The following is a 23,322-nucleotide window of genomic DNA, read 5'->3' as shown; positions in this document are numbered from 1 at the left end:
GGTTAAGGATTTTTGCTGGAAGAACACACTGCGCCGTCTTTTAGCTTTCTTTCGTATTCTTCCGGATTTTTTAGCAGCCAGTCGCGGTAAACGAAGGGGAGTGTCTTGGTGCTAATCTCGTCCCCTTCACTCTTTACACCTCACGCCTTACGGCTACTATTCCTTGGTTCTTTCTGCCAAGTAACCTTCGTAATCCGGTACGCTAATGCTGAAATCCGTGCTCATTTGCATGCTATCCATCAGCATGTCGGCGGTCGACACATTGGTAGCCACCGGAATATTCCATACCGTGGCTAAGCGCAGCAAGGCCTTCACATCGGGATCGTGGGGCACCGCATTCAGCGGATCCCAGAAGAAAATTAATACATCAATCTTACCCTCGGCAATCAGTGCGCCCAGCTGTTGGTCGCCGCCCATGGGCCCCGACATCAGGCAACGCACCGGCAAGCCAATTTGTCGGCTCAGCATGCTCCCCGTAGTGCCGGTCGCGTAAAGGTGATGCAATTTGAGCGCTTCGGCGCGGCGCCCTACCCATTCAAGTAATTGGACTTTTTTATGGTCGTGGGCCACTAAGGCGACATTTTTATGCGCTGGCAGAATGCGAAACGTTTCGTTCATCTGTAATTGAGTCCCAATAAAGAGCGAGCCCCATACTAGCGAACAATCTGTGACAAAGAATAGGCATCTACAGAAATATAGTGATGAACAGAATAGAGGAATGATAGGAGTCTAGTGGCAGACGCACTGCTTGGCGTGCAAAAGAAAAGACAGCAAGGTTGAAACAACTCAGCCCCGTGACGGGGCTGAGTGGGAAGCAATGCTAGGTATGTGGTTTACAGGCAATCATGTTTATGGGCAGCAGGCTTGATGGAGTAGTTAAGCCACTTCGTAATACAGCGCAGTCTTAGCCGTCTCTTCCGCTAAAATCGCCATAGCGACCGGCACACATTTACCACACTGAGTGCCGACGGCCAGCTCCTGCTTTAGTCGTTTAAATTCACTGCCACCGTTGGCAATCGCTTCACGCAGTTGACTATCGGTAATGCCCTTGCATAAACATACATACATAGTTTGATCCTCCGCATCAATGCAATGAATCTAAATGATATTAATTATCAATGCAAGTCATTATTGCCGAATATAGACACAGCCCGCAAATTTACATCACGCGAATTAAAATCGATCGCTAACGCAGCTGTTAAAGCGCGTTAGCGACCGGTATAAGCATTTTTGTCTCAGATTGAAAGTCCAAGGTAGAGAAACCGACATTAGCCCTGAAAGAGGCCGTCTAAGCGAGGGGCAAGACCGGAGAGATCGTAGCCGGCAGCGCTGGCTTGTTGCACCAGTCGTGCACTGGGTACCTTGGCAGCCTGAGATAAGGCCCACAGCGTAATGGAGCGAGTGCCAGTACGACAGAAAGCCAATACTGACTCTTGCTGGCGCTCCGCCAGCTCTAGTAGCCCAGCAAACTTCGCAACTTCTGCATCAGTAAACTGACCTGGGGTGATCGGCAACCAATGCCAGTGTAAACCCAGCTCTGTAGCGCGCTCTGCTAGGCTCTCAGCCGTTGGCTGTTCAACGCCTTCTGCATCAGGGCGATTACAGATAATAGTGCCGTAGCCTGCGTTTTTAAGCGTTAATAAGTCATCACTGGTAACTTGGTCCGCCACAGATATTGAATCAGTTACGACTTTAATGTCCATCAAGCACCTCGATTGTTAAGTTAATAGTGAGGGGGAAGGCGTGAAACGTGAACAGAGAAAATACCACCCTAAGGTCTAAAGCGTATTCCCGTATACAATAATTGCAAGAGCTATAAGGATAAGACGTGAAACGGGGAGCACAGACGACAAGTATTAACAGCGCTCAGCGCCATTTTAGCCCCTCCTCTTCACCCTTTACGCCTCATCCATCGCTCTTTACTGAATTTCAAGCATAAAAAAAGGAGGCCTAGGCCTCCTTTTTGATAACACTTAAGTGTTATTAAGCAATGATTTTGGCAACAACACCAGCACCAACAGTACGACCACCTTCACGGATAGCGAAACGTAGGCCGTCTTCCATCGCGATAGGCGCGATCAAAGTAACAACCATGTTTACGTTATCACCAGGCATAACCATCTCAACGCCTTCTGGCAATTCGATAGTACCGGTCACGTCAGTTGTACGGAAGTAGAACTGTGGACGGTAGCCTTTGAAGAACGGAGTGTGACGACCGCCTTCTTCTTTTGACAGAACGTAGATTTCTGATTCAAAAGTAGTGTGTGGCTTGATTGAACCTGGCTTAGCAAGAACCTGACCACGTTCAACGTCTTCACGCTTAGTACCGCGCAGCAGAACACCAACGTTCTCACCAGCACGACCTTCGTCAAGCAATTTACGGAACATTTCAACACCAGTACAGGTGCTCTTAACGGTGTCTTTCAGGCCGATGATTTCGATTTCTTCACCAACTTTAACGATACCGCGCTCAATACGACCAGTTACAACAGTACCACGGCCTTGGATTGAGAAAACGTCTTCGATTGGCAGCAAGAATGCACCGTCAACCGCGCGCTCTGGATCAGGGATGTAAGAGTCAAGTGCGTCAGCCAGTTCAATGATCTTAGCTTCCCACTCAGGCTCGCCTTCCAGACCTTTCAGTGCAGAACCTTGGATTACTGGAGTGTCATCGCCTGGGAAGTCGTACTCAGACAACAACTCACGGATTTCCATCTCAACCAGTTCAAGCAATTCTTCGTCATCAACCATGTCACACTTGTTCATGAACACGATGATGTAAGGAACGCCAACCTGACGAGCCAACAGGATGTGCTCACGAGTCTGTGGCATAGGGCCATCAGTAGAAGCAACAACCAAGATAGCGCCGTCCATTTGAGCAGCACCGGTGATCATGTTTTTAACATAGTCAGCGTGACCTGGGCAGTCTACGTGTGCGTAGTGACGTGCAGCAGTGTCGTACTCAACGTGAGAAGCGGCGATGGTGATACCACGTGCTTTTTCTTCAGGAGCGTTATCGATCTGTGCGTAACCGCGAGCGGTACCGCCCATTTTCTTAGCTAATACAGTAGTAATAGCAGCAGTCAGAGTGGTTTTACCGTGGTCAACGTGGCCGATAGTACCAACGTTTACGTGTGTTTTTACGCGTTCGAATTTTTCTTTAGACACGGACTAGTCCTTCCTAATTTGTTCCCACTTAACGTTTGTAAGCGGGTAATTTAAACAAAAAGATTAATAACCTTTACGAGCAGCAACCAACGCTGCAGCCATGCTTGCAGGTACTTCGCCGTACTTATCAAACTCCATGGAGTAAGAAGCACGACCTTGCGACTGTGAACGCAGATCTGTAGCGTAGCCAAACATTTCCGACAGCGGGATCACGGCGTTGATAACTTTGCCTGACGGGCCATCTTCCATGCCTTCGATGATACCACGACGACGGTTTACGTCACCGATTACATCACCCATATAGTCTTCTGGCGTCTCAACTTCAACCTTCATCATAGGTTCAAGCAGCACGGGGTCGCAATTCATGAAGCCTTCTTTAAACGCCATGGAACCTGCGATTTTAAAGGCCATTTCTGAAGAGTCAACATCGTGATAAGAGCCATCGTATAATGTGACCTTGATATCTTCAATCGGATATCCGGCCAATACGCCTTGTTTCATCTGTTCTTGAATGCCTTTATCTACCGCTGGGCAATATTCTTTAGGAACAGTGCCACCGATGATCGCATTCTCAAACAGATAACCCGCACCTGGCTCGCGAGGTTCAATTTTGATCCATACATGACCAAATTGACCACGACCACCCGATTGACGGATGAACTTACCTTCTTGCTCCACGCTGGTGCGGATAGTTTCGCGGTAAGCCACCATGGGTTTACCCACGTTAGCTTCCACACCAAACTCACGCTTCATGCGCTCGACAAGGATATCAAGGTGCAGCTCACCCATACCGGCGATAATTGTCTGACCAGATTCTTCATCGGTATAAACGCGGAAAGACGGATCTTCCTGCGCCAAACGTGCCAAAGCCGTGCCCATTTTGTCTTGGTCGGCTTGGGTTCTGGGCTCTACAGCCACAGAAATAACCGGCTCTGGGAAATCCATGCGCTCTAAAATAATAGGCGCACTTGGATCACACAGGGTATCACCGGTAGTCACGTCTTTTAAACCGATAGCCGCGGCGATGTCGCCCGCACAAACGGATTTAATTTCTTCGCGTTTGTTGGCGTGCATCTGCACGATACGACCCAGACGTTCACGTTTACCCTTGACTGAGTTCAGCACCGCATCACCAGAATTTATTATTCCAGAATACACGCGGAAAAAAGTCAGGTTACCCACAAACGGGTCGGTTGCCACTTTAAACGCCAAGGCGGAAAAAGGGGCCTTATCGTCAGCAGGACGCGAATCTGGCGTCTCACCGTCGATTTTAAGACCGGTAATGGCATGAACTTCTACTGGAGAAGGTAAATAGTCGATCACCGCGTCCAACATGGCCTGTACACCCTTGTTTTTAAAGGCAGTACCACAGGTCACGATAATGATTTCGCTATTTAACACGCGTTGACGCAAAGCGGCCTTAATTTCGGCTTCGCTTAGCTCTTCGCCTTCCAAGTATTTGTCCATCAGTTCTTCACTGGCTTCAGCAGCTGCTTCCACCATGTTCTGACGCCATTTTTCGGCTAACTCTTGCATCTCAGCTGGAATGGCATGAGTAACAAAAGTCGTGCCATGGTTTTCTTCGTCCCAGTCAATGGCTTGCATTGTAACTAGGTCGATCACCCCTTTGAAGTTCTCTTCGGAGCCGATCGGTAATTGTACCGGAACAGCTTCGCCTCTAAGGCGAGTCTTGATCTGGCCAACTACACGTAAGAAGTCAGCACCGGTACGGTCCATTTTATTAACGAACGCGATACGCGGAACTTTATATTTGTTCGCCTGACGCCATACGGTCTCAGACTGCGGCTGAACGCCACCTACCGCACAGTACACCATAACAGCACCATCGAGTATGCGCATGGAACGTTCAACTTCAATGGTGAAGTCAACGTGCCCTGGGGTATCTATGATGTTGATGCGATGCCGTGGATATTGGTGAGCCATGCCATCCCAAAAACAGGTGGTCGCAGCAGAGGTGATAGTAATACCACGCTCTTGTTCCTGCTCCATCCAGTCCATGGTAGCGGAACCTTCGTGAGTCTCACCAATTTTATGATTTACACCGGTATAAAACAGCACCCGCTCTGTGGTGGTGGTTTTGCCGGCGTCAATGTGAGCACTAATGCCGATGTTGCGATAGTACTCAATTGGAGTTGTACGAGCCACAATAAGATCCTCTTTCTAAGGTCAATGCCCTTAGTAAGTAATTAAAAGGGGCGCGCCAAAGCGCACCCATCCAATTACCAGCGGTAATGTGCAAACGCTTTGTTTGCTTCAGCCATACGGTGCACGTCTTCACGCTTCTTAACCGCAGAACCTTTGTTGTCAGCTGCATCAAGCAACTCGCCAGCCAAACGCTGAGCCATAGACTTCTCGCCACGCTTACGTGCAGAGTCTACTAACCAGCGCATGCCTAAGGCATTACGACGTACTGGACGTACTTCAACTGGCACCTGGTAGGTAGAACCACCTACGCGGCGTGATTTAACTTCAACTGTAGGACGAATGTTTTCTAAGGCTTCTTCAAACAGCGCTAAATGCTCTTTGCCGCTTTTTGCAGCAGCAGCTTCAAGGGCTGTGTAAACGATAGTCTCAGCAGTAGACTTCTTGCCGTCTACCATCAGGATGTTTACAAATTTTGCCAGCAAATCGGATCCGAATTTTGGATCTGGTAATATTTTACGCTGGCCGATAACGCGACGTCTTGGCATTGAAAATTCTCCGTAACTTCAGGGATAACCCAAAACACAATAGTGTTATTGAATAAAATGTTTGGCCTTACTTAACAGAGAACTATTAAGACTTTGGCTTCTTGGCACCGTACTTAGAACGGCCCTGGCGACGTGCAGTAACACCAGAAGTATCCAGCGCGCCACGAATGGTGTGATAACGCACACCTGGTAAATCTTTAACACGACCGCCGCGGATCAGCACAACGGAGTGCTCTTGCAGGTTATGGCCTTCACCACCAATGTATGAGTTAACCTCAAAGCCATTGGTCAAGCGTACACGACATACTTTACGTAATGCAGAGTTAGGCTTCTTAGGGGTAGTGGTATATACGCGAGTACATACGCCGCGTTTTTGCGGGCACGATTCCAGCGCAGGTACGTTGCTCTTTGCAGCAGCAACCTTACGCGGTTTACGAACCAGCTGGTTAATAGTAGTCATTAACAGCTCCTGAAAATGTATCGTTCTACAGTTGTGAAAAACGGTCCTCAAAAAGCGAGGACGCAAAATTCTATGCTTGCTACCGCCCTGAGTCAAGATGTATACAGTTTTAGCGGTACAAATTATGTGCATAGTACTACGCACGTCAAACTACCAAGCGTGGGGGCTACCCCATCTTGCCACTAAATCCACCCAATCGCGCATGCTAATTGCCTGCCCTATGGTGTGAGTTAAACCGCGTGCTTGTAAGTCTTCTGCCATCACATACAAACGCTGACCATTGGCCAACGCCTGTAAGGGTACTTGCCACAAGGAAGCTTGCCCCAAGGATACTTGCGACTGGGCTACCGTAGCCGCAATCACGCCATCTTGCCATAATAATAGCTGGTCGTCAGGCTGCAAGGCCGCCAGTGCTTGCGCTAAGGCTTGATGGCTAAAGGGTGAGTGTTTTACCGTATGCAGCATGCTATTTCCTTAACGCCTCTTATATGGCGGCTTAAAGGCAGTTTAAAAACTCAGCCGCACGTTAAAGCAAGCCAGTGTTTGTTGCCACTCCTCTTGCGCCAGCACTTGTACCGCAATGCTGAGTTGCTCAGATACTAGACCTCGCTCGCTCAAAGATTGCTGGCACACATACACCTGCTCTACATCGTATAAGTCGAGCAAACCAAAAGTAGGTGCATAGTGGCGGCCTAAGATGGCGCTGGGATCTTGTTCAGCCAATAACTGATACACACCATCGCCCTCAAAGAACACGCCTAGATCTTCGCTTAAGGCCGAGGTGGCCAACACAGCATCTAGCCCTTCGCGGCCAGACGCCGAGCCATGAGGCGCGGTCCGAAACATAAAAGCGACCTTGTTCATAATACCGCTCATGCTTGATGCTTCCATAAGAGCGCCATTAAAACTGCACCATGCGATCGGCGGTCAGTGCCGCTTCGGCAAGCTGGCCTAAGCCACTCAAGTAAAAGGGCTCGGCTAAGTTCCACTGGCTTAAGCCTGCTTGCTCGGCACTCGCTTCATCGCACACACCGCGGCGCAGTGCCGCCGCCACACAAACGTCTAAGCGCAAGCCCTGCGCCAGCGCAAGCTCAGTCCAAGCTTGTTGTAAGTTGGTTTCATCAGAGGCCGGTGTCACCAAGTGATTAGCGTTATGCACGCCTTCTTGGTAGAAAAAAACATGGCTTAAGATATGCCCCTGCGCCAACACGGCACAAGCGAAGCGATAAGCATCACTAGCGGCTTGAGTGCCGTAACAAGGGCCGGTCACCAACAAGGCAAAGCGCAGCTTTTGGTTTGATAGAGCCGCAGGCGCTACGTTCGCGACCACCGTCGACGCTGACTTATCTACTGGCTTAATCGAGGTAGGCAATGACTTCTACTTCAACTAATACGTCTTTTGGCAGACGCGCCACTTCTACGCAAGAACGCGAAGGCGCGCCTTGGGTGAAGTAGCTGGCGTACACGGCGTTAAAGGCCACGAAATCATTCATGTCTTTTAAGTAGCAGGTGGTTTTAACGATATGAGACGCATCGCCACCGGCGGCCTTTAATACTGCCAGCAAATTATCCATGACTTGCTGAGTTTGCTCGGTAATACCGCCGGCGACTATGTCCATAGACACAGGATCAAGCGGAATTTGGCCAGAGGTAAAGAGCATGTTGCCTACGCGCGTCGCTTGCACATAAGGGCCGATGGCGGCAGGGGCGTGTTCTGTGGCTATGATGCTTTTAGTCATGAGATCTCCGGGTTTTGGGGCGACAGCTCTTCGTCATCGCGTTTTTTTTGTCGAATATAAAGATAAACCGTGTGTTTAGAGATATTGAGCTTGTTCGATACCATGGCAATGGCATCCTTGATATCGAAAATGCCCTTCTCGTACAAGGTCGTAACTATGTGTTTATTTTTAAGATGATTAGCCACTAACCCATTGGCATTAATGCCTTCTATGGTGCGCTCTACGGTCAAGGTCACCAGTTGTTCGACGTTATTATTGAAGTTTTCCGGTGACACTTCGACGGGATTAGGCTCTGGACTGGGAGTCTGCGGCTTGGGTAGCAGCTCACCCAGCAGTTCATGAAACGGCGCGCCCAAGTGCAGATGGATACAGAGTAAGCCCACGGCTTGGTTCTGGTCGTCCATTAGCAGCTGCACACTCGACTTAATAGGGCTGCCCAAACGGCTGTGCGTAAAATAGGTAATATGACGCGCAGAGCCCGCTAGCAGCTCAAAAGCCTGCAGCGCCAGCGCTTCAGGCAAAGAGGCACCCACGAGCGGGGCACCCTGCTCACCATTGAGTCTTTTCAGTAACGGCCGCTGAGGCTCAGCCAACGAATACAATGCCAGCTCGCAATGCTGGCCATACATGTCCGCCAGTCCGTCTATTACTGCGCCATAGCGACGGAGCAACTCAAGCTGAGTCGCATCATATGGGGCTGTTAGATAAATAACAGACTCTGAGGCACCATTTTGCGTTTTCATTCTTTCCGCTGGCATTCTTTCCGTCGGCATTGCTGGCTCTCTAGCCCAAACATCTGCTGCTGATTTTCAACTGCTGAGGTGAGATGTCAACTATTTTTGCCCGTTTGTGTGGCCAGACGCAGCCAAGAGTGATCAGTATCTAGTTGTTACTTCGCCATTGGCCAATAAAAAACCGCCCGAAGGCGGTTTTGAATTAGCAAACACAAAACGTGATCACGGACGCAGGGATTTCTCACCGCGCGAAATTCCGCACACGCCGCTGCGTACCACTTCCACCACTTCGGTGCTTTCACTCATATTACGAATAAAGGCATCAAGCTTATCGCTGGTACCGACCAACTGTACCGTGTACAGGTGCGGTGACACATCGACGATTTGACCGCGAAAGATATCGGCAGTGCGTTTTACTTCATCGCGATTCACACCATCGGCGCGTACTTTTACCAGCACTATTTCACGCTCTATGTGGTCGCCGTCACTGAGATCGGTCACCTTAAGCACATCCACCAGCTTATTCAGCTGCTTGATGATCTGCTCAATTTGGCGCTCATTACCCGAGGTCACTATGGTCATGCGCGACAGCGTAGGATCTTCGGTTGGTGCTACGGTCAGCGTTTCGATGTTATAAGCGCGCTGCGAAAACAAACCCACCACACGACTCAAGGCACCGGATTCGTTTTCCAGTAACAGGGATATAATACGTCGCATTAGGTTCTCTCCGTTTTACTTAAATACATGTCATCCATGGCGCCGGTTTTGATCTGCATCGGATAAACGTGCTCGTCCGGATCGATAATGATGTCCATAAACACCAGCTTGTCGGTCATGGCGAAGCATTTCTCTAATGCCGCATCCAGTTCTTTCGGATCCGAGACCCGAATACCCACATGGCCATAAGCTTCCGCCAGTTTCACGAAGTCCGGCAGTGAGTCCATGTAAGAATGGCTTTCGCGACCTTCGTAGAACATCTTCTGCCACTGCTTCACCATGCCTAAAGAATGGTTGTTCAAAGAGATAATCTTCACCGGTATGTTGTATTGCATACAGGTAGACAGCTCTTGAATATTCATTTGAATAGATCCATCACCGGTCACGCAGATCGACACCGCATCAGGACAGGCCATTTTAGCGCCCATGGCAGCAGGCAAGCCAAAGCCCATGGTGCCCAAGCCGCCGGAGTTAATCCATTGGCGTGGCTTGTCGAACGGATAATAGAGTGCGGCAAACATCTGATGCTGACCCACGTCTGAGCTGACGATGGCCTTGCCTTCGGTGATGCGATACACAGACTCAATAACTTGTTGCGGCTTAATGTATTGTTCGCTCTTGGCATAATCTAAGCAGTTTGTTGCACGCCACTCGTCGATTTGTGTCCACCAGGCTTTCATGGCTGCAGGATCGGTTTTCAAACCCAGCTCACGAATAGCTTCCAGCATCTGCTCTAACACCGCATCCGCAGAACCCACAATCGGAATGTGTGCCTTGATGTTTTTTGAGACCGAAGTCGGGTCAATATCCACGTGCGCTATGGTGGCATCGGGGCAGAACTTAGCCACGTTGTTGGTGACACGGTCATCGAAACGCGCACCAATAGCGAGAATAAAGTCTGAGTTATGCATGGTCTTATTGGCTTCATAAGTCCCGTGCATGCCGAGCATACCCACAAACTGCTTATGGGTGCCGGGCATAACGCCAAGGCCCATCAGGGTATTGGTCACCGGCAAGTTAAACTTCTCGGCCAGTTGAATCACCAAAGCACTGGCTTCAGCCGTTACCGCACCACCACCCACATACATCACCGGGCGTTTAGCCGCGGCCAAGCCTTGCATCGCCTTCTTGATTTGGCCTTTATGACCTGTGCTGGTGGGGCTATACGAGCGCATGGAGACAGAGTCTGGATACACATAGGGATGCTTTTCCAGCGGGTTTTGCACGTCTTTCGGCAGATCGATAACCACAGGACCCGGGCGACCACTGGCGGCGATATAGAAAGCTTTTTTAATGGCCAACGGAATATCCGAGGCTTTCTTGCAAATAAAGCTGTGTTTCACGATAGGTCGGGAAATACCCAGCATATCGGTTTCTTGGAAGGCGTCATCACCAATGTAATAGGTTGGCACCTGACCGGACAACACCACCATGGGGATCGAGTCCATATAGGCGGTGGCGATACCGGTAATACAGTTAGTCGCGCCCGGACCCGAGGTTACCAGCACAGTACCGACCTTGCCGGTAGCACGGGTATAGCCATCGGCCATGTGCACGGCCGCTTGTTCGTGGCGCACTAACACATGCTGTATTTTACTGTTTTCAAATAAGGCGTCATAGATATCAAGCACTGAACCGCCGGGGTAGCCGAATAAATGCTCGACTCCCTGATCTTCCAGCGCTCTTACTACCATTTGTGCGCCTGATAACATCTCCATGATAAGCCCTCCAGGCTTTACTCTATTTGCTGTGCGGCGCTACGTTTATGCCTTTAGATGCGAGCCATTTTTTATGGCATAACACTTTTTAGGCATAACGATAGTGCAAAGCAAATAGCTTTTATCTTTATAAAAACAAACACTTCTGCCTGATGAGATAAAGTTAGGCAGAAAAAGGAAGAAAAATCACCTTAACCTGCTTTAAATCGCTTGTCTACGCGCTTTATTAAAAGCCTTATTGCAGGCTCTAGCGCCGCAGTCCCGCCTTTTATATCTCAAAAAACAGAGCCTAGTTTGAACCTGAACATCTTCAATCTGCCACAAGGCTAGCAGCTCATGGCCCTAGCGTCACATGCTAATAGTGGCCTTTGCATAGCAGTGCGCACTTTAGCAGCAGACTGCACCGGCAACTTGAATTTATGCGGATATGAGTCTTAGCAATGCCGGAGGCAAAAATTGACGATTAAGCGAGCAAACAGAGCAATCTACCAAGCAGTCATTTTCGCTACCCGTGAAGAGCTGGCAGTATAAGAATTCAAAAACATACCAAAAAGCAGAATAACGACTTAAGTTAACACAAAACAGCAGTTTATATCGCCAGCCACTGGCACCTTAAAAGCAATAAGAATGTTGACATAGTCAGCGTTTAAAGTTATTGCTATACTGTTGTTCACGAAAATATTCTTCCTAATTCTTCGATGATGGATGAGCGCTATGTTCAAACACATTCAGTTACTACTATTACTACTAACCTCACAGGTGCTTATGCGCATGGGTCGGTCGTAGCTGGAATTCATCATCCACATATATACCAACAAAAACCCGTGCCATCCGCACGGGTTTTTTATGTCTGTCGCGGCAGCACAGTACAGCACACTCGGTACACAACTCTCGGTACATAAATAAGAGGAAAGCGACATGTCGGACCAAGTCATTATATTCGATACCACTTTGCGAGACGGCGAACAGGCGCTTTCCGCCAGCCTAACAGTTAAAGAAAAATTACAAATCGCTTACGCATTAGAGCGTTTAGGCGTAGACGTAATGGAAGTGGGCTTTCCTATTTCATCCCCAGGCGACTTTGAATCAGTACAAACCATAGCGCGCCACATCAAGAACAGCCGCGTTTGTGCACTGGCCCGCGCCTTGGAAGCCGACATAGATGCAGCGGCAGCAGCATTAAAGCCTGCCGAGCAGTTTCGCATTCACACCTTTATCTCTACTTCCGACATTCACGTACAGAGCAAGTTACGCAAAGACTTCGATTCTGTATTAGAGATGGGTGTGCATGCGGTAAAGCACGCGCGCCGTTATACCGATGACGTAGAATTTTCTTGTGAAGATGCGGGCCGCACGCCAATCGATAATTTGTGCCGCATGGTAGAAGCCGCGATTAACGCCGGTGCTACTACGGTGAATATTCCTGATACCGTGGGTTACACTGTGCCGAGCGAGTTTGGTGGCATTATCCAGACCTTGTTTAACCGCGTCCCTAATATCGATAAAGCGGTAATTTCTGTGCATTGCCATGATGACTTGGGGATGTCGGTAGCCAACTCCATTGCTGCCGTACAAAATGGTGCCCGCCAGATTGAATGCACCGTCAATGGCATTGGCGAGCGAGCAGGCAACTGTTCGTTAGAAGAAATTGCCATGATCTTGAAGACGCGCGCCGAGTTTTTAGGCTTGCATACCCATATCAAGCATCAAGAAATCTATCGTACCAGTCAGTTAGTACGCAATCTGTGTAATATGCCGGTGCAGCCGAACAAGGCCATAGTCGGCGCTAACGCCTTCTCGCATTCTTCGGGTATTCATCAAGATGGCGTGTTGAAGAGCAAAAATACCTACGAAATTATTACCCCAGAAAGCATAGGTTTGCAGAAAAACGAGTTGAACTTAACCTCTCGCTCCGGCCGCCACGTGATCAAGCATCGCATGAGCGAGATGGGCTACGGCGAGCAAGACTATGAACTGGATGCCTTGTACGCAAGCTTCGTCGAATTAGCCGACCGTAAAGGCCAAGTGTTTGATTACGACTTAGAAGCCTTAGTATTCTTTAGCCAAATTCATGAAGAGCCAGAGCAGTTTAAGCTCAAGTATTTGAGCGTACAGTCCGGCAGCAATGTGATGTCTACCGCCAGCGTGCGCATGATAGTTGGTGGCGAAGTGGTGAACGAAGCCGCCGTGGGGAATGGCCCAGTCGATGCGGTTTATCAGTGCATTAACCGCGTCACCGGTTATGACATACGCGTCGATAAGTATGAATTAAAGAGCAAGGGCGAAGGCAAAGACGCCTTGGGTCAAGTAGACATAGTCGCCGAATACCAAGAGCGTAAGTTCCACGGTATGGGCTTGGCGACGGATATAGTAGAATCATCGGCCCAAGCTTTGGTGCATGTGATTAACAGCATTTGGCGTGCCGAACAGGTCGCAGAGAAGAAAAAAGAAGCTATTCAAAAGAAAATTCGCATGGAGACGGTGTAAGCATGAGTGCAAATTACCAGGTCGCGGTATTGCCCGGAGACGGCATAGGCCCAGAAGTGATGGCAGAAGCCCTAAAGGTATTAGACAAGGTACAGGCAGAATTCGGTTTCAGTCTGCAATACAGTCACCATGATGTGGGCGGTATCGCCATCGACAATCACGGCACTCCGCTGCCGGCCTCGACCTTGGCTGGCTGTGAAGAGGCAGATGCAGTGTTGTTCGGTTCGGTAGGCGGCCCTAAGTGGGAACATTTAGCCCCGAACGATCAACCTGAGCGCGGCGCCCTGCTGCCCTTGCGTGGTCATTTTAAGCTGTTCTGTAATATGCGCCCGGCGCGTATTTATAAAGGCTTAGAAGGCTTTTCTCCGTTGCGTGCCGATATCAGTGCTCGTGGCTTTGATATCGTCTGCATGCGTGAGCTGACCGGCGGTATTTACTTCGGTCAACCCAAAGGCCGCGAAGGTTCAGGCGAGCAAGAAAAAGCCTTTGATACCGAGGTCTACCACCGTTTTGAAATTGAGCGTATCGCACGCTTAGCCTTCGAAGCGGCGCAAGGCCGTCGTGGAATCGTCACATCTGTCGATAAAGCCAATGTGTTGCAAGCCTCTATCTTGTGGCGTGAAGTGGTGATCGAAGTAGCAAAAGACTACCCAGACGTCACCTTGAACCATATCTACATCGATAACGCGACTATGCAGCTGATCAAGGATCCGTCGCAGTTCGACGTTATGCTGTGCTCTAACTTATTTGGTGACATTATCTCCGATGAAATGGCCATGCTGACCGGCTCCATGGGATTGCTGCCTTCAGTAAGCTTAAACGACCAAGGCTTTGGTTTGTATGAGCCCGCTGGCGGCTCGGCGCCGGATATAGCGGGTAAAGGTATTGCCAACCCAATTGCGCAAATTTTATCCGCCGCCTTAATGCTGCGTTACAGCTTTAAGTTGGAAGAAGCCGCACAGGCCATTGAGCGCGCGGTGAGCGAAACCTTAGCCGAAGGTTTCTTCAGTGGCGACCTGTTCAGTGCGGATGCCAAGCATCCAGTACAGACCACAGTACAAATGGGCGAGCACATTGCAAATCGCATTCGGAGAGCAAGCTAATGTCTAAGACTCTGTATCAAAAAGTATTTGATGCCCATTTGGTGCGTAACGAAGCGGGCGAAACGCCTTTGCTCTATATCGACCGCCATTTAGTGCATGAAGTGACCTCTCCCCAAGCCTTCGATGGTTTGCGCGAGAAAGGCCGCAAGCTGCGCCGTCCAGACCGCACTTGGGCGACCATGGATCACAACGTCTCCACCGAGACCAACGACATCGCCGCCTCCGGTGAAATGGCCCGCATCCAAATGGAAACGCTGGCCACTAACTGTGCCGAATTTGGCGTACCCTTGTATGACTTGCACCACAAGTATCAAGGCATAGTGCATGTGATTGGCCCAGAATTAGGCTTAACCCTGCCCGGCACCACTATTGTGTGTGGCGACTCTCATACCGCCACTCACGGTGCCTTTGGCGCCTTGGCCTTTGGTATCGGCACCTCAGAAGTAGAGCACGTCATGGCCACGCAGACCCTGAAACAGGGTCGCGCTAAAACCATGAAAATCCAAGTGAATGGTGCGCTTAAGCCCGGCATTAGCGCCAAAGACGTGGTGCTGGCCATTATTGGCAAGGTGACTCACGCCGGCGGCACCGGTTATGTGGTGGAATTCTGCGGTAGCGTGATTGAAGCGCTGTCCATGGAAGCGCGCATGACCATTTGTAACATGGCCATTGAGCTGGGCGCCAAAGCCGGCTTAATCGCGCCCGACCAAACCACCTTCGATTACCTTAAGGGCAAGCCATTTGCACCTAAGGGCGAAGACTGGGATAAAGGCGTGGCTTACTGGCAGACGCTGAAATCAGATGCGGACGCTCAGTTTGATGCAGTGGTTGAGCTGGACGGTAGCGATATCGCACCGCAAGTTACTTGGGGCACAAATCCCGGTCAGGTCATGGCCATTAACGCCACTATTCCGGTACCCGCAGAGATGGCTGATGCCATCGAACGTCATACCGCCGAGCGATCACTGAAGTACATGGCTTTAGAAGGCGGCACCAAGCTGACCGACGTTAGCATCGACAAGGTGTTCATCGGCTCTTGTACCAACAGCCGTATCGAAGACTTGCGTGCTGCCGCCGAGATTGCCAAAGGCCGTAAAGTGGCAGCGGGTGTGCAGGCATTAGTAGTGCCAGGTTCACAGCAGGTGAAAGCCCAAGCCGAAGCCGAGGGCTTAGATAAGATCTTTATCGAAGCAGGCTTTGAGTGGCGCTTGCCAGGTTGTTCTATGTGTCTTGCCATGAACAACGACCGCTTACTGCCCGGCGAGCGTTGTGCCGCCACCAGTAACCGTAACTTCGAAGGCCGCCAAGGCCGCGGTGGTCGTACGCATTTAGTAAGCCCAGCCATGGCTGCCGCCGCCGCCGTGTTTGGACACTTCGTCGACATTCGTGATTTATAAGGGATTTTTGAGATGAGCGGATTTAAGCAATTAACCGGTATTGCCGCCCCTTTAGATGAGGCGAACGTCGATACCGACCAAATTATTCCTAAGCAGTTTTTACAAAAAGTAACGCGCTCAGGCTTTGGCAAGCATTTGTTTCATGACTCTCGCTTTTTAGATGAAGCAGGTCTTAAGCCTAATCCGGAGTTTGTGCTGAACCAAGCACCGTTCGATAAGGCGGTGATCTTGTTGGCGCGGGAAAACTTTGGTTGTGGCTCTAGCCGTGAGCATGCGCCTTGGGCGCTGGCTGATTTTGGCCTGCAAGCTGTCATCGCACCTAGCTTTGCCGATATTTTTTATGGCAACGCTATCAACAACGGCATGGTACCGGTTAAATTAACCGACATTGAGATGGACGCGCTGTTTGCTTACGTAAAAGCCAATCCTAATGCAGAAGTGACTGTGGATCTGGAAGCGCAGCAAGTGCGTGCCGGCGAGCTTAATTTCATCTTTGAAATTGATGAGTTCCGTCGTTACTGCCTGCTAAACGGTCTGGATAGCATAGGCCTGACCTTGCAGCATCAAGCACAAATCGACGACTTTGAAGCTAAGCAACCTAGCTGGCTGTAAGTTTGTTAAAGTAAGCATGATCAGTAAAAACGCCGACTTTAGTCGGCGTTTTTATTTTTCTAACGATGAATGCGCTAGCTGTAAAATCTGCTGTTTTAGCGCAGCAGTGATTAGCATCTTTTTACCGGTCGTTTTATCTAGTAGCGCTATGCGTGCTTCACCCAAGGTGATTACCACACCCTGTTGTCGACTGGTGACTTGATACCGCATGCTAACCCCGTACTCACCAATATCACTCACTTTTGCCTCAACCAGTAAGGTATCAGGAAACATCACAGGTCGCCGATAGCGGACGCGGGTCTCGGCCAACACCGGCATCATTTTCCCACTGGCTAGGGTCTGTTGACCTTTAGCGGTTAAATTTCGTTCGAGTTAAACGCGTTTTTATCGCGACGAGAGGGGTGTAGCCTAGCATTCTAAGCAAAACCCTCTCAACAAAGAGAAAAACGCGTTTAGCCGAACCCGAAGGGCAGCATTTGTGGCGCCTTTCTAGGTTGTTATCGCTCGTATTTATGGAAAGAGTGGAGAGTGACTACATGTCATAGGCTCTGCCTTGTATAAAACTCCCACAAACTGCTGTAAAAATCATCTCGAAAAGTCAGCAAACCCTAATAACGCCATGATGCCATGATGCCATGATGCCATGATGCCATGATGCCATGATGCCATGATGCCATGATGCCATGATGCCATGATGCCAATACGTTGCAGGTATTCGATACGCACAGTTTCAAAGTAGCGAAAGTATACCGTGTTATTCACGTGTTGCAGCGCGTCCATATCTCCCCAAACAACCGGCACCTCTTAAGCTTACTGGATAGTAAATCTGCTCGCTCATAACGTTACCGCCCCTCTTCCTACACTTTAGCCCGCCTTTACCGTACATCCAGCAGCGTTAATGCCACCAAGTCGGTCCTTTCTCCAGTATCAACGCGCAGCACAGTCGCCATGGCTTTTAATGGCTGCACTTGGCTGTCAGCGGAGGGCACCACCAACTGCCATTCCTCACCGACCTGACATTGGCCATTGGCAGTTTCCATCAGCACCCCTTGAGCGCTTAAATTACGGCACACACCTTCAATTCGCGCTTGTGTGGTCGCTAAAATTATCTTGGTATTTAACTGCATCCGATTAAATACCCGCTGTTCTTCATTGGCTAGTAACATGATTTGTCTTCCTTGTCAGTCTGTCATCCCTAAGGCTCTGGTTTAGCTAGAAAAATAGCCCTACAATAGTTAGCTAATATAGATTAAGTAAAAAATCATCATCAACTGCTGTTTACGGTATTTTAGCCAGCGCCCGTAAGCCTTAACGGGCTGGCCTCTTCCCTTGATATGGAGTGCCCTGTGCATAAATTCCTAACCTTGCTTATTTTGTTTGTGGCTGGCTCTGCACTTGCGCAACCTTCAACGCTGACCATTTATACATATAGCTCATTTGCATCTGATTGGGGGCCGGGCCCGGCAATTAAGCAGGCTTTTGAAGCCGAATGTGATTGCCAACTTGAGTTTGTAGCCTTAGATGACGGTGTCTCAATTTTGAACCGCTTGCGACTCGAAGGTAAACACAGCAAAGCTGATATCATTTTAGGACTAGACGACAGCTTATTAGACGCGGCCAAAGCCACCGGGTTACTGATTGAACATCAGCAAAGCCTACCCGAACTCACGTTGCCTAACGGTTGGAGCGACAATACTTTCTTGCCCTACGACTATGGCTACTTCGCTTTTATCTATAACGCCGAATTACTTAACAATCCGCCACTGAGCTTTGCCGAATTGCTCAAACGCCCCGAGCTGACCATTTTGTATCAAGACCCTCGCACCAGTACCCCCGGCCAGGGCTTAATGCTGTGGGTAGAAAAGCTTTACGGCAAGCAGGCGCCCAGCGTGTGGCAAAATCTAGCCAAGCGTACGGTAGCTGTCACTAAGGGCTGGAGCGAGTCTTACGGTATGTTTCTTAAAGGCGAAGCCGACTTAGTGCTTTCCTATACCAGCTCGCCCGCCTATCACATTAGCGCCGAGCAACAGCATAACTACCAAGCGGCACACTTTAGCGAAGGCCATTACCTGCAAGTGGAAGTGGCCGCCATGTTAAAGACCAGCAGCCAGCCTGAGTTGGCCCGCCAGTTTATGGCTTTTATGCTAACGCCTGCTTTTCAACAGCATGTGGCCAGCGGCAACTGGATGTATCCGGTGATAGACACCCCCTTGCCCGAGAGCTTTGCTGAGCTCACTGTGCCTACAAAAAGTCTCAGTTTTAGCCCAGAGCAAATCGCCAAGCACAGAGCTCAGTGGCTTAGAGAGTGGCGCAACGCCGTGATCCGTTAATGAGCCGGCGAACTTGGTGGCTGCCCGGCGGGGTAAGTCTGTTAGGGATCTTATTGCTCACCTTAGCGCCGATCACGGCGCTGTTAGTGCAAAGCCAAGGCCAAGACTTAAGCAGCTTATTTAGCGACAGTTATCTACGGCACATTATTTGGTTTAGCTTTTATCAGGCGCTGCTCTCCACGCTACTGAGCTTGTTATTAGCCATACCACTCGCCCAAGCGCTATCGCGGCGGCGCTTTATCGGCCGCACTCTGCTGCTCAGGCTATTTGGCTTATCACTGGTATTACCGGTGATCTTGGTAGTATTTGGCTTAGTAACGGTACATGGCCGTCAAGGCTGGGTGAATCAACTACTGCAAGCGCTGGGTTTAGAAACGACCAGTTATCTTTACGGTTTAACCGGCATCTTATTGGCCCATGTATTCTTTAATATGCCGCTGGCGGCGCGGATTTTACTGCACGCCATAGAGTCGATTCCCGCCAGTCAGTGGCGAATAGCGAGCCAACTTAACTTTAACGGTTGGCAGTTGTTTCTGCGCTTAGAATGGCCGGTCATGAAAAATGCACTGCCCTCCTTAGCCAGTATGATTTTCATGCTCTGCTTCACCAGCTTCGCCACCGTCATGGCGCTCGGCGGTGGGCCTAAGTCCACTACCTTAGAAGTGGCTATCTACCAAGCGATCCGCTTTGATTTCGACTTGCCCTATGCCGGCATGCTGGCCTTATTACAGTTGCTGTTTTGCGCCAGTTTTTTATTGCTGCAATATCGCTTCACTCCCCACGCCAGCGCTCAACACGCAGGTCTTGAATACAGTGCTCGTCCGGACCGGCACGTTTTAAGTATACGGCTGTGGGATGCGCTGGTGTTAACCCTATGCTTAGCACTATTTTTACCGCCATTACTGGCCATTATCAGCAGCGGGTTAAATCCTAAACTGCTCGGCGTATTGGGTTCGACGCAGCTCTGGCATGCCACACTCACCTCTTTGCTCATTGCTACCGGTGCAGCACTCTTGTCTGTGCTCTTTACCGTCAGCTTGCTGATCACGAGCCGCCATCTGCGCTTACAACTAAGGTACCGTCGTAGCGCCAACCTAATGGAAGCCCTCGGCTCGGTGATCTTAGTGTTACCCGCAGTGGTGCTCTCTACCGGGTTATTTATTTTACTGCGCGACGTGGCGGATGTGTTTACGCTCGGCCCCTTATTGGTGCTGCTAGTTAACTCATTGATGGCCTTACCTTATGGCCTGCGCACCTTGCAGCCTCCGATGGAGCAGGTGAGTCAGCAGTACCATAAGCTGTGTATCAGTTTAGACATTAAGGGTTGGCCACGAGTCAGGCACATAGAATGGCCATTACTGCGCAAGCCCTTGGCGCTCACCTTTGCCTTAGCCATCATGCTGTCGCTGGGCGATCTCAGTGCCATCGCCCTATTCGGTAGCCAATCGTTACAAACTCTGCCTTGGTTGCTCTATCAACAACTGGGCAATTATCAGATGACAGAAGCCAGTGCCACGGCGCTGATCTTGTTAGGCCTAAGTTTGGGATTATTTACCTTGATTGAAGGTGTGCTGGGGGGCAAAGATGCTACAACTGGATAAACTAAGCGCTCGTTACCCTGAGCTTGAGCTCAACTTCAGCTTAACGGCCAAGGCTGGCGAGATAACGGCACTCATTGGCCCCAGCGGTGCGGGTAAATCCACGCTATTAGCCATGATAGGTGGCTTTGCCGCCATAGACTCAGGCCAGTTATTATTTAATGATCAAAGCTTAAATTCCCTGCCACCGGCAGCAAGGCCCATCACCACCTTATTTCAAGACCATAATTTGTTTTGGCATTTGAGCGTTTATCAAAATATCGCTATCGGCTTAGCGCCCTCACTCAAGCTCGATGCCCAGCAGCAACACAGCATCAAAGAAGTAGCTCAGCAAGTGGGTATTGCAGACTTATTAACGCGAAAGCCGGCCAGCTTATCTGGTGGCCAACAACAAAGAGTTGGCTTAGCACGCTGCTTAGTGCGTCGTCGCCCTATCTTACTATTAGATGAACCCTTTTCTGCGCTCGATCCCGCATTACGCTATGAGCTGCTGGCATTACTGCGCCGCCAAACTGATCAATTACAGCTCACCACTTTATTGGTGACACACCATCCGGAAGAAGCGGCGAGAGTCGCCGATAAATTAGTCTTTATTCATAATGGCTGCATCTTAGAGCGCGGAGGTAGGGAGCTGTTATCAGCCCCCCAAACTGCAGAGTTAGCGGCTTACCTAGGGCAAGGTGCGATACAAGAATAAGAGTGAGCTCGTATAAATCTCGCTCTTACCCGTCAGAGATTTTCTTCTGCAAAGGCGGCCAAGCGACTGCGCATTACGCCATTAAGATAAACGTTGGCACTGCCTTCAAAGTCTTTAAAGCGTTCCACTATATAGGTTAAACCTGACGTGACAGGGGTGAGATAACTGGAGTCAATTTGCGCCAAGTTACCGGAGCACACTAATTTAGTGCCCTCACCGCAGCGCGTAATAATCGTTTTTAATTGTGAAGCGGTTAAATTTTGGCACTCATCCAGCAATACAAAAGTATTTTGAATACTGCGGCCGCGCATAAAGTTAACCGACTTAAACTGCAGATTGGCTTTGTCCATAATGTATTTTAGCGAGCCGTCCATACACTCGTCTTGCTTATGTAGCACTTCCAAAGTATCGGTAACTGCCGCCAGCCAAGGCGCCATTTTCTCTTCTTCGGTACCGGGTAAAAAGCCAATACTCTCGGCTATTTCTGGTGTATTACGCGTGACTATCACCTTCTCGTAAATGCCTTTTTCAATGGTCATCTCCAGTGCCGCCGCCATGGCCAATAACGTCTTACCACTGCCAGCAGGGCCGGTTAAAATCACTAATTCAATATTGGGATCCAGTAAGGCATCCAATGCCATGGCTTGATAGATATTCTTCGGCTGTATGCCCCACGCCTTGCGGCCCATCATGCGCTCGCGGCCTAGATCTACGAAGCGAATTTTGTGCCCCTGCTTCTCTATTACGCGGCCCGCAAAGTCATCGGTATCATCAATCAAGTATTGATTAATATGGGCACCTGGCAGCAGCTCATCTGCCACCGTATGAATGACTTCTCGACCATGAGTTTCACTATCACACTCGCCTACTCGCTCCCAAAAACTGTTTTGCTGATGGTAAAAACCTTTAGCCAATAAACGAATATCGTCCACTAATTGATCGGATCTATAATCTTCTACGTGCTGCAGCCCAGCCCCTTTAGCCTTCAAGCGCATATTAATGTCTTTAGTCACCAATACCGTTTTGCTATCAGGAAATTGATGCTGCAAATAAAGCGCAGTATTAATGATGCGGTTATCCGCTTCATCGTCGGTAAACATGGCATAGCCTTCCGGCAAATGCTTATCGGTAATAATGGCAAGGGTGCCAGAAGCCTCATCACCTTGTGTACCTAAGGGTACGCCGGCGGTAATTTGCTCTGGCGTCGCATCATGGAAAATACCTTCTAAGGTGCGAATAACCACCCTAGCATCTCGACTCACATCCTTTTGCCGGTCTTTAATGCGATCCAGCTCTTCAAGTACCGTCATGGGGATCAATACGTTATGTTCATTAAATGAATAAATAGAAAGCGGCTCGTGCAATAGCACGTTGGTATCCAAAATAAAACGCTTACGGCCGTTATCATCCATAGATCTGCTCCCTTTGGCTTAAGCCCTATCTTAGTCATCACCTAATTTAGCATCTCAATGTAATTATCTAATGACAACTTAACGCTATGACGTTTCTGAGTTTTCGGCAAGGGTTGCCGCTAATTGATAGCTATGAATGAGTACAACTTCACTAAACTGAAATACTCACAGTCGCTGGAGTTATTGAACCTAGTAAAAACAAGCAGCGAGCAACCAGCCTTCAAGCGAGTGACCGAATAGGTATCTAGAATGCCGTCTTCACTTTCAATCTCAATCGTTATACCAATCTAAGTAAAAATATGATCGATTTTAAAGCTCGGAACGAAAGGCAACAGAATCACCTACCGCGACACGCCATAAACCCATGGGGGCTCGGGAAATGCCTTCCTTGGCATTTCACGGTCGTGGGAGCCGAACTCTGTTGCCTCTCCTTAAGCAC

The 23,322-nt window shown here is 49.5% G+C and carries 24 protein-coding genes and 1 pseudogene; 7 read left to right on the top strand and 18 right to left on the bottom strand.

The annotated features are described in order from the left end of the window. Nucleotides 1–156: 156 nt before the first annotated feature. The 14 genes from ACEN2G_RS00125 to ACEN2G_RS00060 form a co-directional block, all read right to left on the bottom strand. Nucleotides 157–618, bottom strand: coding sequence for a methylglyoxal synthase (locus ACEN2G_RS00125; protein WP_442019427.1), 462 nt, complete (start codon nucleotides 616–618; stop codon nucleotides 157–159). A 258-nt stretch (nucleotides 619–876) separates the two neighbouring features. After that, entirely contained in the window at nucleotides 877–1,068 is a 192-nt protein-coding gene (locus ACEN2G_RS00120) for a bacterioferritin-associated ferredoxin (protein ID WP_442019426.1), read from the bottom strand. Nucleotides 1,069–1,268: 200 nt separating this feature from the next. Beyond that, nucleotides 1,269–1,703 carry a TIGR01244 family sulfur transferase gene (locus tag ACEN2G_RS00115; RefSeq protein ID WP_442019425.1) on the bottom strand — a complete coding sequence of 145 codons (435 nt, stop codon included), beginning with the start codon at nucleotides 1,701–1,703 and terminating at the stop codon, nucleotides 1,269–1,271. Nucleotides 1,704–1,983: 280 nt separating this feature from the next. Continuing rightward, nucleotides 1,984–3,168, bottom strand: coding sequence for an elongation factor Tu (gene tuf, locus ACEN2G_RS00110; RefSeq protein WP_442019424.1), 1,185 nt, complete (start codon nucleotides 3,166–3,168; stop codon nucleotides 1,984–1,986). 63 nt (nucleotides 3,169–3,231) lie between these two features. Continuing rightward, entirely contained in the window at nucleotides 3,232–5,334 is a 2,103-nt protein-coding gene (fusA, locus tag ACEN2G_RS00105; protein WP_442019423.1) for an elongation factor G, read from the bottom strand. Between the two features lie 74 nt (nucleotides 5,335–5,408). Beyond that, the gene (gene rpsG, locus ACEN2G_RS00100; protein WP_319783173.1) at nucleotides 5,409–5,879 is read right to left on the bottom strand and encodes a 30S ribosomal protein S7; all 471 of its coding nucleotides are present in this window, start codon (nucleotides 5,877–5,879) and stop codon (nucleotides 5,409–5,411) included. An 85-nt stretch (nucleotides 5,880–5,964) separates the two neighbouring features. Next, complete coding sequence (gene rpsL / locus ACEN2G_RS00095) at nucleotides 5,965–6,339, bottom strand: 30S ribosomal protein S12 (RefSeq protein ID WP_319783172.1); 375 nt, start codon at nucleotides 6,337–6,339, stop codon at nucleotides 5,965–5,967. 150 nt (nucleotides 6,340–6,489) lie between these two features. After that, complete coding sequence (gene tusB / locus ACEN2G_RS00090) at nucleotides 6,490–6,804, bottom strand: sulfurtransferase complex subunit TusB (RefSeq protein ID WP_442019422.1); 315 nt, start codon at nucleotides 6,802–6,804, stop codon at nucleotides 6,490–6,492. A gap of 42 nt (nucleotides 6,805–6,846) precedes the next feature. After that, complete coding sequence (gene tusC, locus ACEN2G_RS00085) at nucleotides 6,847–7,203, bottom strand: sulfurtransferase complex subunit TusC (protein ID WP_442019658.1); 357 nt, start codon at nucleotides 7,201–7,203, stop codon at nucleotides 6,847–6,849. Nucleotides 7,204–7,240: 37 nt separating this feature from the next. After that, complete coding sequence (gene tusD / locus ACEN2G_RS00080) at nucleotides 7,241–7,627, bottom strand: sulfurtransferase complex subunit TusD (RefSeq protein ID WP_442019657.1); 387 nt, start codon at nucleotides 7,625–7,627, stop codon at nucleotides 7,241–7,243. Nucleotides 7,628–7,694: 67 nt separating this feature from the next. Then, nucleotides 7,695–8,078 carry a RidA family protein gene (locus ACEN2G_RS00075; RefSeq protein ID WP_442019421.1) on the bottom strand — a complete coding sequence of 128 codons (384 nt, stop codon included), beginning with the start codon at nucleotides 8,076–8,078 and terminating at the stop codon, nucleotides 7,695–7,697. Continuing rightward, nucleotides 8,075–8,821: a helix-turn-helix transcriptional regulator gene (locus tag ACEN2G_RS00070; protein WP_442019420.1), complete on the bottom strand. Its 747-nt coding sequence runs from the start codon at nucleotides 8,819–8,821 to the stop codon at nucleotides 8,075–8,077. The genes ACEN2G_RS00075 and ACEN2G_RS00070 overlap by 4 nt, the downstream gene beginning before the upstream one ends. A 213-nt stretch (nucleotides 8,822–9,034) precedes the next feature. Next, complete coding sequence (gene ilvN / locus ACEN2G_RS00065) at nucleotides 9,035–9,529, bottom strand: acetolactate synthase small subunit (RefSeq protein WP_442019419.1); 495 nt, start codon at nucleotides 9,527–9,529, stop codon at nucleotides 9,035–9,037. After that, entirely contained in the window at nucleotides 9,529–11,247 is a 1,719-nt protein-coding gene (locus ACEN2G_RS00060) for an acetolactate synthase 3 large subunit (protein ID WP_442019418.1), read from the bottom strand. The genes ilvN and ACEN2G_RS00060 overlap by 1 nt, the downstream gene beginning before the upstream one ends. Nucleotides 11,248–12,165: 918 nt before the next feature. Here ACEN2G_RS00060 and leuA point away from each other — a divergent pair. The 4 genes from leuA to leuD are packed head-to-tail and all read left to right on the top strand — an operon-like array spanning nucleotide 12,166 to nucleotide 16,846. Continuing rightward, on the top strand, nucleotides 12,166–13,734 hold the full coding sequence (gene leuA, locus ACEN2G_RS00055; protein ID WP_442019417.1) for a 2-isopropylmalate synthase: 1,569 nt from the start codon (nucleotides 12,166–12,168) through the stop codon (nucleotides 13,732–13,734). A 2-nt stretch (nucleotides 13,735–13,736) separates the two neighbouring features. Continuing rightward, the gene (gene leuB / locus ACEN2G_RS00050) at nucleotides 13,737–14,837 is read left to right on the top strand and encodes a 3-isopropylmalate dehydrogenase (protein ID WP_442019416.1); all 1,101 of its coding nucleotides are present in this window, start codon (nucleotides 13,737–13,739) and stop codon (nucleotides 14,835–14,837) included. Beyond that, entirely contained in the window at nucleotides 14,837–16,234 is a 1,398-nt protein-coding gene (gene leuC, locus ACEN2G_RS00045) for a 3-isopropylmalate dehydratase large subunit (protein WP_442019415.1), read from the top strand. Before leuB ends, leuC begins: the two co-directional genes overlap by 1 nt. Nucleotides 16,235–16,246: 12 nt before the next feature. Then, complete coding sequence (leuD, locus tag ACEN2G_RS00040) at nucleotides 16,247–16,846, top strand: 3-isopropylmalate dehydratase small subunit (RefSeq protein WP_442019414.1); 600 nt, start codon at nucleotides 16,247–16,249, stop codon at nucleotides 16,844–16,846. Between the two features lie 51 nt (nucleotides 16,847–16,897). On the opposite strand, the pseudogene ACEN2G_RS00035 reads toward leuD, so the two are convergent. From ACEN2G_RS00035 to ACEN2G_RS00025, 3 genes and pseudogenes are all read right to left on the bottom strand, one after another. Then, nucleotides 16,898–17,173, bottom strand: a pseudogene (locus ACEN2G_RS00035) (acyl-CoA thioesterase); the annotation flags it as partial. Between the two features lie 258 nt (nucleotides 17,174–17,431). Further along, nucleotides 17,432–17,647: an acyl-CoA thioesterase gene (locus ACEN2G_RS00030; protein ID WP_442019413.1), complete on the bottom strand. Its 216-nt coding sequence runs from the start codon at nucleotides 17,645–17,647 to the stop codon at nucleotides 17,432–17,434. Between the two features lie 74 nt (nucleotides 17,648–17,721). Continuing rightward, on the bottom strand, nucleotides 17,722–18,012 hold the full coding sequence (locus ACEN2G_RS00025) for a PilZ domain-containing protein (RefSeq protein ID WP_442019412.1): 291 nt from the start codon (nucleotides 18,010–18,012) through the stop codon (nucleotides 17,722–17,724). A 180-nt stretch (nucleotides 18,013–18,192) separates the two neighbouring features. Here ACEN2G_RS00025 and thiB point away from each other — a divergent pair, with 180 nt between their 5' ends. Genes thiB through thiQ form a run of 3 tightly spaced genes read left to right on the top strand, consistent with a single transcriptional unit; the run spans nucleotide 18,193 to nucleotide 21,471 of the window. Beyond that, entirely contained in the window at nucleotides 18,193–19,176 is a 984-nt protein-coding gene (thiB, locus tag ACEN2G_RS00020; protein WP_442019411.1) for a thiamine ABC transporter substrate binding subunit, read from the top strand. Then, a complete protein-coding gene (gene thiP, locus ACEN2G_RS00015) occupies nucleotides 19,176–20,777 on the top strand; it encodes a thiamine/thiamine pyrophosphate ABC transporter permease (protein ID WP_442019410.1) in 1,602 nt (533 codons plus the stop codon). Before thiB ends, thiP begins: the two co-directional genes overlap by 1 nt. Beyond that, the gene (gene thiQ, locus ACEN2G_RS00010; RefSeq protein WP_442019409.1) at nucleotides 20,761–21,471 is read left to right on the top strand and encodes a thiamine ABC transporter ATP-binding protein; all 711 of its coding nucleotides are present in this window, start codon (nucleotides 20,761–20,763) and stop codon (nucleotides 21,469–21,471) included. The genes thiP and thiQ overlap by 17 nt, the downstream gene beginning before the upstream one ends. A 32-nt stretch (nucleotides 21,472–21,503) precedes the next feature. On the opposite strand, the gene ACEN2G_RS00005 is transcribed toward thiQ, so the two are convergent. Further along, nucleotides 21,504–22,883, bottom strand: a complete 1,380-nt coding sequence (locus ACEN2G_RS00005) for a PhoH family protein (protein WP_442019408.1) — start codon at nucleotides 22,881–22,883, stop codon at nucleotides 21,504–21,506. Nucleotides 22,884–23,322 lie beyond the last annotated feature (439 nt).

Source organism: Oceanisphaera sp. W20_SRM_FM3, from assembly GCF_052119705.1.
In the GTDB taxonomy this organism is placed as follows: Bacteria; Pseudomonadota; Gammaproteobacteria; order Enterobacterales; family Aeromonadaceae; genus Oceanimonas.
Note: the sequence above shows the minus strand (reverse complement) of the source record. Positions and strands in the feature narration are given on the sequence as shown.